Annotated in this window: 12 protein-coding genes; 9 read left to right on the top strand and 3 right to left on the bottom strand. The window is 68.2% G+C overall.

What is annotated here, in order from left to right:
* Positions 1-35 precede the first annotated feature (35 nt).
* The 7 genes from ACODSM_RS06000 (at position 36) to ACODSM_RS05970 (ending at position 7,078) form a co-directional block, all read left to right on the top strand.
* Positions 36-1,718, top strand: coding sequence for a DUF4139 domain-containing protein (locus tag ACODSM_RS06000; protein ID WP_488804658.1), 1,683 nt, complete (start codon positions 36-38; stop codon positions 1,716-1,718).
* Between the two features lie 110 nt (positions 1,719-1,828).
* Positions 1,829-2,326, top strand: a complete 498-nt coding sequence (locus tag ACODSM_RS05995; protein WP_488804657.1) for a universal stress protein — start codon at positions 1,829-1,831, stop codon at positions 2,324-2,326.
* Between the two features lie 18 nt (positions 2,327-2,344).
* A complete protein-coding gene (locus ACODSM_RS05990) occupies positions 2,345-2,869 on the top strand; it encodes a phosphatidylglycerophosphatase A family protein (protein ID WP_295943787.1) in 525 nt (174 codons plus the stop codon).
* Complete coding sequence (locus ACODSM_RS05985) at positions 2,869-3,396, top strand: CinA family protein (RefSeq protein ID WP_488804656.1); 528 nt, start codon at positions 2,869-2,871, stop codon at positions 3,394-3,396. The genes ACODSM_RS05990 and ACODSM_RS05985 overlap by 1 nt, the downstream gene beginning before the upstream one ends.
* A gap of 92 nt (positions 3,397-3,488) precedes the next feature.
* A complete protein-coding gene (locus ACODSM_RS05980; protein ID WP_488804655.1) occupies positions 3,489-4,394 on the top strand; it encodes an alpha/beta fold hydrolase in 906 nt (301 codons plus the stop codon).
* 218 nt (positions 4,395-4,612) lie between these two features.
* Positions 4,613-6,502: a cyclic nucleotide-binding and patatin-like phospholipase domain-containing protein gene (locus ACODSM_RS05975; RefSeq protein ID WP_488804654.1), complete on the top strand. Its 1,890-nt coding sequence runs from the start codon at positions 4,613-4,615 to the stop codon at positions 6,500-6,502.
* Between the two features lie 84 nt (positions 6,503-6,586).
* Entirely contained in the window at positions 6,587-7,078 is a 492-nt protein-coding gene (locus ACODSM_RS05970) for a nuclear transport factor 2 family protein (RefSeq protein ID WP_488804653.1), read from the top strand.
* 12 nt (positions 7,079-7,090) lie between these two features.
* On the opposite strand, the gene ACODSM_RS05965 is transcribed toward ACODSM_RS05970, so the two are convergent.
* Together ACODSM_RS05965 and ACODSM_RS05960 are read right to left on the bottom strand one after the other, a co-directional pair.
* Positions 7,091-8,587, bottom strand: coding sequence for a SulP family inorganic anion transporter (locus ACODSM_RS05965; RefSeq protein ID WP_488804652.1), 1,497 nt, complete (start codon positions 8,585-8,587; stop codon positions 7,091-7,093).
* A gap of 306 nt (positions 8,588-8,893) precedes the next feature.
* Positions 8,894-9,748, bottom strand: coding sequence for a YecA/YgfB family protein (locus tag ACODSM_RS05960; protein ID WP_110961742.1), 855 nt, complete (start codon positions 9,746-9,748; stop codon positions 8,894-8,896).
* Positions 9,749-9,964: 216 nt separating this feature from the next.
* On the opposite strand from ACODSM_RS05960, the gene ACODSM_RS05955 reads away from it, so the two are divergent.
* A complete protein-coding gene (locus tag ACODSM_RS05955) occupies positions 9,965-11,707 on the top strand; it encodes an FMN-binding glutamate synthase family protein (protein WP_488804651.1) in 1,743 nt (580 codons plus the stop codon).
* 8 nt (positions 11,708-11,715) lie between these two features.
* The gene (locus ACODSM_RS05950; protein ID WP_488804650.1) at positions 11,716-12,522 is read left to right on the top strand and encodes a hypothetical protein; all 807 of its coding nucleotides are present in this window, start codon (positions 11,716-11,718) and stop codon (positions 12,520-12,522) included.
* A gap of 15 nt (positions 12,523-12,537) precedes the next feature.
* Here ACODSM_RS05950 and ACODSM_RS05945 read toward each other — a convergent pair whose 3' ends face one another.
* Complete coding sequence (locus tag ACODSM_RS05945; RefSeq protein WP_488804649.1) at positions 12,538-12,852, bottom strand: CcdB family protein; 315 nt, start codon at positions 12,850-12,852, stop codon at positions 12,538-12,540.
* Between the last annotated feature and the right edge of the window lies 1 nt (position 12,853).

Raw genomic sequence — 12,853 nt, 5'->3', positions numbered from 1 at the left:
GCCAGTCCCTTTGTCTCTCGCGCCCAAGGAGCTCCATGCGCCCCGTGAGCCCACCATTCCCCGTCCCCTTCCTGCGTCTTGCAAAGCACCCTGCCCTGCTGGCCCTGGGACTGACCATCCTGGCCCCGCTGCCCGCAGCGGCCCAGGACACCTCCCGCATCGCCCGCGTCACCGTCTACCCTGGCAGCGCCACGGTGGAGCGTCTGGCCAAAGTGCCAGCTGGCGCACGCAGCCTCACGCTGGCCTGCCTGCCCGCATCGCTGGATGTGCAAAGCCTGCAGATCAACGCCGACCCCGCCGTGCGCGTGGGCGAGTTCAATGTGCTCACCGAAGACCGCGATGTGGCGGCAGGCTGCGCCAGTCCGCTGGACGGCCGCATCCGTGAGCTGGAGGATCAGATCGCCGGGGTGAAGGCCGAGGCCTCGGCCCTGCAGCTGGTGGATGGCTATCTGCGCAGCGTGGCGCAAGCCGGCGCGGGCCCGGAGGCAGCTGCGTCTGCCAACACCGCCCCCCGTGCCGCCACGCCAACGCCCGCACAGATCATCGCCACCGCCGAGGTGCTGCGCAAGTCTGGGCAGGACAGCGCTGCACGCGCGCACCAGCTCCAGCGCAAGCAGGAGGCATTGGAACTGGCCCTCAAACCCCTGGTGGCCGAGCGCGACCGCGTGGCCAGCCAGCGTGCGCGGGTGGTGTCGGTCACCATCAACCTGGCTGCCGAACGCGAGGCCGAACTGCGCCTGTCCTACCAGGTGCGCGGCCCGGGCTGGCAGCCCAGCTACCGCGCCACGCTGGATGCGGACAAATCCACCGTGCTGATCGAGCGCCAGGCGCTGGTGGCGCAAAACAGCGGTGAAGACTGGAGCAATGTGCAGCTGACGCTGTCCACCGGCCAACCAGGGCGCGCCACCCAGGGCCGCCTGCCGCGCGAGTGGACGCTGGATGTGGCCCCGCCGCCGCGCCCGGTGGCCGCCGCCGCGCCCGCGATGGCCATGGCTGCCCCCGCTGCGGCAGCGCCGCTGGCCCGGTCTCGCAATGCCGCCGAGGAGGCCATGCCCACGTTTGACGTGAGCACCCTCGACAAGGGCTTTGCCACCGAATTCGCCGTGCCCCAGCGCATCACCGTGCCTTCCAGCGGCCAGCGCGTGACGCTGGCGCTGGGCCGCCACAGCGCCCCCGCCACGCTGATCACCCGCACGGCACCCGCCGTGGAAGAAGCCGCCTACCTGGTGGCGCAGATCGCCCAGCCATCCGGCGTGTGGCCTGCGGGCGCAGCGGGCCTGTACCGCGACGGCGCCTTTGTGGGCAACGGCCGCATCGACTTTGGCACGCCCAGTGCGGGTGCCCCGGCCGGCAGCACCAGCCTGTCGTTTGGCCGCGATGAACTGGTCACCGTGCGGGCCGAGCCCGCGCAGGATCTGACGGGCAGCAGCGGCTTCACCGGCTCGCGCGTGGAGCGCAAGACGCGCCGGGCTTACAGCGTGGAGAACCGCCACAAGACAGCCATCACACTGCAGGTGCTGCATGCCGCACCGGTCTCGCGTAATGAAAAAATCGAGGTCGAATCGCGCTACCAGCCCCAACCAGCAGACACGGCCTGGAACCGCACGCCCGGCACTGTGGCCTGGCAGCAGCCCGTGGCCGCAGGGGCCACGGCACAGTTCAGTGCCGAGCACACCATCCGTTACCCCAAGGACGTGGAGCTGATCGAACGCCAGTGACCTTGGAGACACGGTGACTGGCCCTCTGAACGCCCCGCGCAACAGCGGGTCGGTCACAATCCGTCGCAGCGCCCGCCAAGGCGCCACCGAGCCCCCAGGAGCCCGCCACCATGAGTTACCAACACCTCCTCGTTGCCGTTGACGGCAGCCCCACCGCCGACCACGCCGTGAACGAAGCCACGGGCCTGGCCAAGGCCACGGGCGGACGCATTCGCCTGCTGAACGTGATGGACCCTTTGGCCCACATCAGCGGTTTTGAGCGGCCCGATGTGTACAGCCAGGAGGTGCTGCCCCGCCTGCGCCAGGCGGGCGAGGCCTTGCTGCGCCGCGCCCAGGAGCGCGTGGCGCAAAGCGGCGTGCCGGTGGACACCGTGCTGATCGAAAACCTGGACGCCCGGGTGGCTGACCTGGTGGTGGAACACGCCCAGGCCTGGGGCGCCGACCTGATCGTGCTGGGCACCCACGGGCGCCGTGGCCTCGCCCGCGTGCTGATGGGCAGCGATGCCGAGCAGATCGCGCGCACCGCCCCTGTGCCCGTGCTGCTGGTGCGCCTGCCCGTCGGGGCAGACGGCAGTGCCGCCAATGCCGCCAGCGCCGCCAGCGCCTGACCCTTTTTCTTCCGTGCCATGACCGTTTCCGAGCCCCAGCCCAGCCTTGTCCCCCTGCGCCCCAGCGTGCGCTTCATGCTGTCCCACCCGGCCCACTTCATGGCGCTGGGCTTTGGTGCCGGCCTGGCCCCCAAGGCACCGGGCACCGTGGGCACGCTGTGGGCCTGGCTGGCCTACCTGGTGCTGCAGCAGTGGCTGAACCCGCGGCAGATGGGCCTGCTGATCGCGATCAGCACCGTGGTGGGCTGGTGGGCCTGCACCACCACGGCACGCCACATGCGCGTGGCCGACCCCGGCAGCATCGTGTGGGACGAGGTGGTGGCCTTCTGGCTGGTGCTGTGGCTGGCCATGCCCATGGGGCTGTGGGGGCAGGTGGTGGCGTTTGGGCTGTTCCGCTTTTTTGACGCCGCCAAACCCGGCCCGGTGGGCTGGGCCGACAGCCTGTTCAAAGGCTTTGGCTGGCGCGGGGGCTGGGGTATCTTGTGGGACGACTTTGTGGCAGCCTTCTGTACCTTGCTGGTCATTGCACTGTGGAGGTTCTGATGGCACCCACATCACTATCAAAAAGTGAGCTGCTAGCGCAAGAAGTACTAGCGCTTGAGGCCAATTTGACGCAAATATCGCTGCGTTTGCTGGCCCACCGCCACCTACTGGCCACTGCCGAAAGCTGCACCGGCGGCATGATCGCCGCCGCCTGCACCGACCTGTCGGGCTCCAGCCAGTGGTTTGAACGCGGATTTGTGACCTATTCCAACGAGGCCAAGGCCGAGATGCTGGGGGTGCCCCCCGGCCTGATCGAGCAGCACGGTGCGGTGAGCGAGCCTGTGGCACGCGCCATGGCCGACGGCGCCCTTGCCCACTCGCGCGCGCAGGTCAGCCTGGCCGTGACTGGCGTCGCGGGCCCCACTGGCGGCACCGAGGCCAAACCGGTGGGCACCGTGTGGTTTGCCTGGTGCGTGGGCGGCGAAACCCACAGCGAGATGCAGCACTTTGCCGGGGACCGCGCCGCCGTGCGCACGGCCACGCTGCGGTACGCGCTGAAGCGGCTGCTGAGCCTGCTGCCTGCCTGACCTTTCCGGGTCACCATGCCCAGGCCTAGCCTGCGTAGCCGTTGTCGTCCACAAGACAGGGCTTCCCCCGCCCCTTGCCACACCATAAGGCCATGACAACGACACCCTCCTGGTTTGACGGCTTTGCCACTCGGCGCATCACCACCTCGGGCGCGGAGATCTTGGTGCGCACCGGCGGCACCGTGGGCGCGCCCCCGCTGCTGTTGCTGCACGGCTTTCCGCAAACGCATGCGCTGTGGCACCGCGTGGCGCAGCAATTGGCACGCGACTACTGTCTGGTGCTGCCGGACTTGCGCGGTTATGGCGACTCATCCCACGCGCCCGGCCTGCCCGACCACAGCAACTACAGCAAACGCGCCCTGGCGCAGGACATGGCCGAGGTGATGACCACCCTGGGCCACGACACGTTCTACCTGTGCGGCCACGACCGGGGCGGCCGTGTGGCCCACCGCCTGGCGCTGGACCACGCCGCGCGTGTGAAGAAGCTGTGCGTGATCGACATCGCCCCCACGCTCGACATGTACGCACGCACCGACATGGAGTTTGCGCGCGCCTATTACCACTGGTTCCACCTGATCCAGCCCGCGCCGCTGCCCGAGACCATGATCGGCGGCAACGCCCGCGCCTACCTGCACGCCAAGCTGGGCGGCTGGGGCAGCGCGGGCCTGGCCCACATCGAGCCCCAGGCCCTGGCCGATTACGAACGCTGCTTTTGCACACCCGAAGCCATCCACACCGCCTGCGAGGACTACCGCGCCAGCGCGGGCATCGACCTGGACCACGACCGTGACAGCCGCGCGCGCGGCGAGAAGATCACCTGTGACACCCTGGTGATCTGGGGCGCGCACGGCGTGGTGCACCGGCTGTTCGATCCGCTGGCACTGTGGCAGGCGCAGTGTGCAGGCGTGGTCACGGGCCAGGCCGTGCCGGCGGGGCACTTCATTCCTGAACAATTGCCCGGCGAAACCGCCGAGGCACTTCGCAGCTTCATGCGCTGACGGCCCGGTCCCATTCGGCCCGAAGGGGCAATCGAAAGGGCCTGCCGTGCATTTGTTCACGCGCTGCGCAGGCGCCATGCTCCGTGCAGTGCGCACAGGGGCCTTCGCGTTCCTAGAATCCGCCGCTTCGCACGCTGCGGAACACTTGGCCAGCACCGGTGGCTGGCCAGCCATCACCTTTCGCAGCGCCTTCACTGTGCCTTGCCCATTGCGTGACCATGCCTCCCTTTACCGCGACCCAGAACCAACTGCTCACCGAGCACCTGCGCAACTTTCTGCCAGGCATCGAGCCCGAGGCGCTGGAGCTGCTGCGCGCCCAGCTGGAATGGGTGGAGGTGCCCGGCGGCAGCACGCTGATGACCCAGGGCGAGCCCGGCGAATCGATGTACCTCACCGTCAGCGGCCGCCTGCGCGCCTATGTGCGCAGTGACGACGGCCATAGTGGCACGCAGCGCCGCGTCGCCGACATGGGCCGGGGCCAGGTGATTGGTGAGATCAGCCTGTTCACCGACGCCCCCCGCGCCGCAACCGTGGTCGCAGTGCGCGACTCGGTGCTGGTGCGCCTGACCAAGGACGTGTTCAAGACCCTGCTGGCCAGCAGCGCCCAGGTGTCGATTGCCCTCACACGCCAGATCATCCAGCGCCTGCAGTCAGGCACCGCCGCCCACACGGCCGCGCAGGAGCGCCCTGTGGCCATGGGCCTGCTGCCCGTGAGCAGCGGCGTGGACCTGCAGGCCTTTGGCCATCGCCTGGCGCGCCACCTCGGCACGGTGGGCCGCGTGCGGGTGGTGGACTCGACCACCGTGGATGCCGAGTTGCACGAGCCCGGCATTGCCCAGCGTGAAGGTGCCGACGCCACGGCCAACCGGCGCATCGCCATGCTGCTCGACGAGATCGAGGCGCGCAACGACTTCGTGCTGCTGCTGGCCGACCCCGAGCCCACGCCCTGGACGCGCCGCGTGAGCCGCCACTGCGACGAGTTGCTGCTGCTGGCCGACGCACAGGCCGAGCCCGCCATCCACCCGATTGAAGAAAACTGCTTGCTGCGCCGCGCGCCCCTGGCCGAGGCCGCCGAGATTTTGGTGCTGCTGCACCCGGAAGGCACCCAGTGCCCGCGCGGCACCCAGCAATGGCTGGACCGCCGCCCCGTGGCCGACCACGTGCACGTGCGCCCTGCCCTCGACCGCGACATGGCGCGCCTGGCCCGCATCCAGAGCCGCACCGCCGTGGGCCTGGTGCTGGCCGGTGGCGGCGCGCGCGGGTTTGCGCACCTGGGCATCTACCGCGCGCTGCAGGAAGAAGGCGTGGAGATCGACTGCGTGGGCGGCACCAGCATCGGCTCGGTGATGGCCGCGTATGTGGCGTCCGACCAGCCCCTGACCACGGTGATGGACAACGCCCGCGAGGCGTTCCGCACCAACCCCACGGGCGACTGGAGCCTGCTGCCGCTGATGTCGCTCATCAAGGGCCGCCGCCTGCGCCACATCCTGCACGACGCAGTGGGCCAGCTGGTGGGCTTTCCGGCGCAGGTCGAGGACCTGTGGAAGAACTACTACTGCGTGGCCACCAACTACTCGCGCGCCAGTGAACAGGTGGTGCGCCGGGGCAGCCTGGTGAAGTCGCTGCTGGCCAGCATCTCCATCCCCGGCGCACTGCCGCCCGTGGTGCACGAGGGCGACCTGCTGTGCGACGGCGGTACGTTCAACAACTTTCCCGTGGACGTGATGCGCAGCAGCATGCGCGGCGTGGGCACGGTGATTGGCGTGGACCTGAACTTCCGCAAACCGCGCCGCATCGAGCTGGACGACATCCCCAGCCGCTGGGCCCTGTTGCGCGACAAGCTGCGGCCGCGCGCCCAGCGCCGCTACAAGCTGCCCTCGCTGGCCAGCTACCTCATGCAGGTCACCATCCTGTACAGCATGTCGCGGCAGCGCCAGTCGCAGCAGCTCACCGACCTGTACTTCAACCCGCCCATGGACCGCGTGGGCATGCTGCAGTGGAACCGGTTCGAGCAGATCGTGCAGCAAGGGTATGCGCACGGCATCCAGGTGCTGGACGCCTTGGACGACACCCAGCGGCGGCGCATCGGCGGGCTGCGCACCAGCTGAAAGCACGTTGCCGCGCCGGTCCCGCAGGGGGCAGGCAGCGCAACGGCCCCGGTGTAGCATGGGCGCCCTTGAGGAGGAGAACCCATGCACCCCAACGCCCAGACCCTGCAACGCTTCTACACCGCGTTTGCGCAACTGGACCATGCCACCATGGCCGCCTGCTATGCCCCCAACGCCACGTTTGACGACGAAGCCTTTTCCCTGAAAGGCCGCGAGCAGGTGGCCGGCATGTGGCGCATGCTGTGCACCGCAACGAAAAAGCCCGGCGCCGCCGAGCACTGGAAGCTGGAGTTCAGCGGCATCGACGCCGATGCGCAGGGCGGCAAGGTCCACTGGGAGGCGCACTACCTCTTCAGCGCCACGGGGCGCAAGGTGCACAACATCATCGACGGCACCTTCACCTTCACGCCCGAAGGGCTGATCGCCACCCACCGCGACCGTTTCAACTTCTGGCGCTGGGCGCGGCAGGCACTGGGCGCACCGGGGCTGCTGCTGGGCTGGTCGCCCTCGCTCAAGCGCAAGGTGCGCAGCACGGCGGCGGGGAATCTGAAGAAGTTTCTGGCGCAGGGCGGCTAGGGAGCGAGCGGGCTATTGGGCCAGCGCTGCATCGCCCGCCAGGCGGTCGATCAGCACCGCACTGGCTTCGTTCAGCCCCAGCACCTGCACCGTGCAGCCGTGGTGGCGCAGGCGCTCCACCACCTTGTCGAGCGCGGCGACGGCGGTGATGTCCCAGAAGTGGGCATGCTTGACGTCGATGACCACCGGGCGGCCCTCGGCGCCCAGCACATCGAAGGCCTCGATGAATGCATCGGCCGAGGCAAAGAACACCTGGCCGGACACCTGCCAGGTGCGTTGGCCAGTCTGGGCATCGTCGTGCACACGCACATCGAGCATGCGCGAGACCTTGAACGCAAAGAACACCCCGCTGAGCACCACGCCCACGGCCACGCCGGCGGCCAGGTTGTGCGTGGCGATGGTGACGGCCACGGTGGCCAGCATGGCGGCGCTGGACAGGCGCGGGTGGCGCACCAGGGCTCCGAGCGATTTCCAGTCGAACGTCTCGGCTGACACCATGACCATGATGGCCACCAGCGCGATCACCGGCACCTGCGACACCCAGGGCTTGAGCGCCACCATCAGGATGAGCAGAAACACCCCCGCGAACAGCGTGGACAGGCGCCCGCGCCCGCCGTATTTCACGTTGCCCACGGCCTGGCCGATCATTCCGCAGCCAGCAATGCCACCAAAGCAGCTGGCTGCAATGTTGGCCACGCCCAGCCCGGCGCATTCGCGGTTTTTGTTGCTGGGGGTGTCGGTCAGTTCATCGACCACGGCGGCGGTGAGCACCGATTCGAGCAGGCCCACCATGGCAATCGCCAGCGCGGGCAGCAGGATGATGCGCAGCGTGTCCAGCGACACGGGCACCTGCGGCAGCGCAAACATGGGCAGCGCATCGGGCAACTGGCCCAGGTCTCCCACGGTGGGTAACTTCAGCCCCAGTGCGGACGCCAGCACGGTGAGCACCACCACGCAGATCAGCGGTGACGGGATCACGGACAGTGCAGGCCACGCCAACCGCTGGCCCAGCCACGGCAGGCCGTAGATAAGCGCCAGCCCCAACGCCAAAGCACCCCAGGTGGCTGTAGTGGCCCCATGCAGATGCGGCAGCTGCGCGGCAAAGATCAGGATGGCCAGTGCATTCACAAACCCGGTGCGTACCGAGCTGGACACAAAGCGCATCAGCACGCCCAGCTTCATCAGCCCAAACGCCACCTGCACCACACCGGCCAGCAACCCGGCTGCCAGCAGGTAGCCCAGCCCATGCGACTGCACCAGCGGCGCGGCCACCAGCGCCACCGAGCCCGCCGCAGCAGACACCATGGCCGGCCGCCCGCCGGTGAAAGCAATCACCAAACTGATGACAAACGAGGCAAAGAGCCCCACCGAAGGGTCCACGCCCGCCACGAAGGAGAAAGCGATGACCTCGGGGATGAGCGCAAACGTGGCCACCGCGCCCGCCAGCAGTTCGCGCGGAATGCTGGGCGCCCATTCGGCGCGCAGGCGAGTCAAGGTGGAAGAGTTCATGCGGTGTGCCCTGCAAAAAGCAAAGCGCGTCCAAAGGCGCGCTGCGATGTTTTTCAGATCAAAAAAGGTTCTGACGCCTATCCATCAAGCGTCAATAGCTACAAATGTAATAGCATTCGAATGCAAACGATATGACCGGCGCTGGAGGCCAAGCGCTCGAACCGATTCCGATCTTTTCAGTGCGCGCAGCCCTACCAGCGGCCACCGCGCAAGGGCCGCCCCGCCGCGCTGGTGGCGTCCCCCTTCCCGAATCGCATAGCGATTCGAGAGAAGGGGGAAGGCCCGCAGGGCCTCAGGGGGTTGTACTCAACCTCCGTGGCACTTCTTGTACTTCTTGCCGCTGCCGCAGTGGCAAGGGTCATTGCGCCCTGGCTCGGGCGCCTTGCGCACCGTCTCCACGCGTGGGCCCATGCTCTTCCACAGCTGGCGCAGGTCGTACACGGCCCAGATGGCTTCGCCGAAGGCTTCCACGCGCGCCTGGCTGGTGCTGGGCGGGCCGTCTTCGTCGTACATGCAGACTTCGGGCTTGCCGGTGTCGTCTTCGGTCAGGGCCACGATGCGCTCCAGCGCATCGTCCAGCCACTTGGCGGCTTCCTTGTCGCGCGGGGCGGCCCAGTCCTCGGGCCAGTTCTCCACGGCGAACATGAAGCCCAGTGCCCACACCTGGCCAAAGGATGGGATCTCCTGGTCGTCGCCCATCTCCGCGCGCTGCTCGTCGGTTAGGCTGGCCACGGCACCGCGCATGTCCATGGCTTCGGGCTGGAAGGTGCGGTCGTCGTCCAGCGTCTTCACGTCGGTGTCGAGCTGGGCCACGATCTCGTTCCAGCGGCGCATCCACAGGTCCATGAAACGGGCTTGCTGGGCAGCGTCGGCAAACGCGGGCAGCAGGGGCAGCGGCTCGCCCTCGGCCACGTCCAGCTCGGCGCCGTCGCCCAGCAGCATGGGCAGGTATTCGGCCGGGCCGATGGGGCGGCGGCTGCAGATCAGCGCGGTCATGAAGCCGTCGCAGAACTCCCACTGCGGGATTTCCTCGCCGCGCGCGCGCAGGTCGTCGAGGATGTTGTCCATCTCCTCCAGCTCGTCGGGGCCCAGTGCGGCAGCGGGCGCAGCGGAGGCGTCGAGGTCGTCGTGAGCGGGAGTGGGCGATGTGGGTTCGGTCATGGGAGGCTCCGGTCGTCAAGCGAGAAAGCGGGGGCAGTAAAGCGATGTTTTACTTTTATGATGCGCTGGCCTTGTGCTGTGGCGCTCGTCAGCGGCAGATGCAAGGCGGCCCAGGCAAGGCCAGGGCGTGAAAAAAGAGCCGCGCGCAACATGGCAACCCGATAAAAAGGCGGTCAGTGTAGCCCTCCCGCGCCACCGCCCAGAACCAGGACCCCCATGATCCACCAACTGAACTCCCTGTACCCGGTGCGCTACACGGCCTTTGCGCTGTGCGTATTCGGGCTGCTGCTGTCGCTGTTCGCGCTGGTGGCGTTTGGCGTGGGCCTGCCCGTGGTGCTGGTGTTTGCAGCGCTGGTGGCCCTGGGCGTGTACGACCTGCAGCAGACGCGCCACGCCATCCTGCGCAACTACCCGGTCATCGGCCACATCCGCTTCATGCTCGAATATGTGCGGCCCGAGGTGCGCCAGTATTTCATCGAAAGCGACAGCGAGGCCGCGCCCTTTTCGCGCGCCCAGCGCTCGCTGGTCTACCAGCGCGCCAAGGGCGACCCGGACAACCGCCCCTTTGGCACGCACCTGGACGTGGGGGCGCAGGGCTACGAATGGGTGAACCACTCGCTCGCGCCCACGCAGCTGCCGTCACACGACTTCCGCGTATGGATCGGGGGCAGCCCCGATACGCCGTCACCGTCCGCATCGCCCTGCACCCAGCCCTACCACGCGAGCGTGTTCAACATCTCGGCCATGAGCTTTGGTGCGCTGTCGGCCAATGCGATCCTGGCGCTCAACCAGGGCGCGAAGAAAGGCGGCTTTGCGCACGACACGGGCGAGGGCAGCATCAGCCAGCACCACAGGGTGCATGGTGGTGACCTGATCTGGGAGATTGGCTCGGGCTACTTTGGCTGCCGCAACCCCGATGGCACGTTCAGCGAAGAGCGTTTTGCGGCCAATGCCACCGACCCGCAGGTCAAGATGATCGAGCTGAAGCTCAGCCAGGGCGCCAAGCCCGGTCACGGCGGCGTGCTGCCCGGCGCCAAGGTCACAGCCGAGATCGCGGCCGCACGCGGCGTGAAAGAGGGCGAGGCCTGCATCTCGCCCGCCAGCCACAGCGCGTTTCACACACCAGTGGAGATGATGCAGTTCATCGCCAAACTGCGCACCCTGTCGGGCGGCAAGCCCACGGGCTTCAAGTTCTGCCTGGGCCACCCGTGGGAGTGGTTTGCCATCGTCAAGGCCATGCTGGTCACGGGTATCACGCCGGATTTCATCGTGGTCGATGGCGCTGAGGGCGGCACGGGCGCGGCGCCGGTGGAGTTCAGCGACCATGTGGGCGCGCCGCTGCAAGAGGGCCTGCTGCTGGTGCACAACACCCTGGTGGGCGTGAACCTGCGCGACCGCGTGCGCATTGGCTGCGCGGGCAAGGTCATCAGCGCCTTCGACATCGCGCGCATGATGGCGCTGGGTGCCGACTGGTGCAACGCGGGGCGCGGCTTCATGATGGCGCTGGGCTGCATCCAGGCGCAAAGCTGCCACACTGGCCACTGCCCCACCGGCGTGACCACCCAAGACCCGCTGCGCCAGCAGGCCCTGGTGGTGCCCGACAAGGCCACGCGCGTGGCGCAGTTCCACCGCAGCACGCTGCACGCACTGCAAGAGCTGGTGCAGGCCGCCGGGCTGCGCCACCCTAAGGAGATCACGGCCCACCACATCGTGCGCCGCATCACCGACACCGAGGTGCGCCTGCTGTCCAACCTCATCACCCGCATGCAACCAGGCGCGCTGCTGGGCCCGCTCGATGCGCAGCACAACGTGTTTCGCCTGTACTGGCCGCTGGCCAATGCCCACAGCTTCCAGGCCAGCGAGCCTGCGCTGGAGCCCTCTGTGCCCCACCATGTCGAGCTGGCGCAGGCCGCCGCCGTCGGCACCGCCGCAGCAGTGGCTGGGGATGCCCCCGTATGACTTTGCCGATGGACAGCACCACCGCCACCCCAGACTACGCCGCCTTTTTGCAGCAGCAACTCGCCACCCAGCCGCACAACGTGATGGCCCATGTGCTGGGCCACGAACAGATCTGGATCAAGCGCGCGGGCGCGCCCCACGGCACGGGCCGCTACCGCACCATGGCCGTACTGGCCGCCCTGCTGAGGCTGGACGCCCTGCGCCCCGTGCCCAACCCCGGCGGCCCTGCGGCCATTGCCACCGAAGTGCAGCGCCTGCGCGACCTGGCAGCGCGCGGCATCCGCGTGCCCGTGGTGCTGGCCGCAGCGACCAACGGCTTTGCCATGCGCCACCTGGGCCACACGGGTGAAGAAATCCATTCGCTGGGCAACGAGATCGACCACGCGGTGCAAGCGGGCGACACCGCCACCGTGCTGGCGCTGTGGCAGCAGGGGCTGGACACGCTCACCCAGGTGCACCGCCAGGGCACCTGCCTGAGCCAGGCCTTTGCGCGCAACCTGGTGCGCTGCCCTGATGGCGAGGTGGCCTGCATCGACTTTGAAGACGACCCCGCTGCCGTGCTGCCCCTGGCGGTGTGCCATGTGCGTGATGCGCTGTGTTACGCGCACTCCACCGCAATCTACCTGCACACCAGCGGCACGCTGACCGAGGGGCGCGCGCGCTGGGCGGCGTGGGTAGCGCAGGGCAGCGCAGAGATGCGGGAGGTGCTGGCGACCAGCGTGCGGCGGATGGGGTGGATGCGGCGATTGCCTGCGAGCCGAAGGCTGGGGCGGGATTTGCAGCGGGTGCGGGCGGCGTATGACTTGCTGGCCTGATTGAACGGCTGAGCGTCAATAGGCGCCGAACAGTGCGTCCAGGGCGCTGATGATCAGATCGGCCTGAGCGCGGAGATTACCGACGGGGCTCTTCAGCATGGACAAGGGCACGGCACCGATGGCCGCCGCGTCCAAGATGACCGCAACGCCTTCCACTTCCAGCGCAGGATTGAGGTCACGAAGCGGTATCGCCACACACTCGGCGCTGCGCAACGGCAGCACTACGCGTGTCTGTAAACCGCTGATGTACTCGTTCTGAACATCCAGCAAGAAGGGGGTGGCGACACGCTGTTTGGCGTCGGGGTGCCGATAAACGTCAAACCGCGCCATC

This window comes from Acidovorax sp. FG42 (assembly GCF_057809195.1).
Note: the sequence above shows the minus strand (reverse complement) of the source record. Positions and strands in the feature narration are given on the sequence as shown.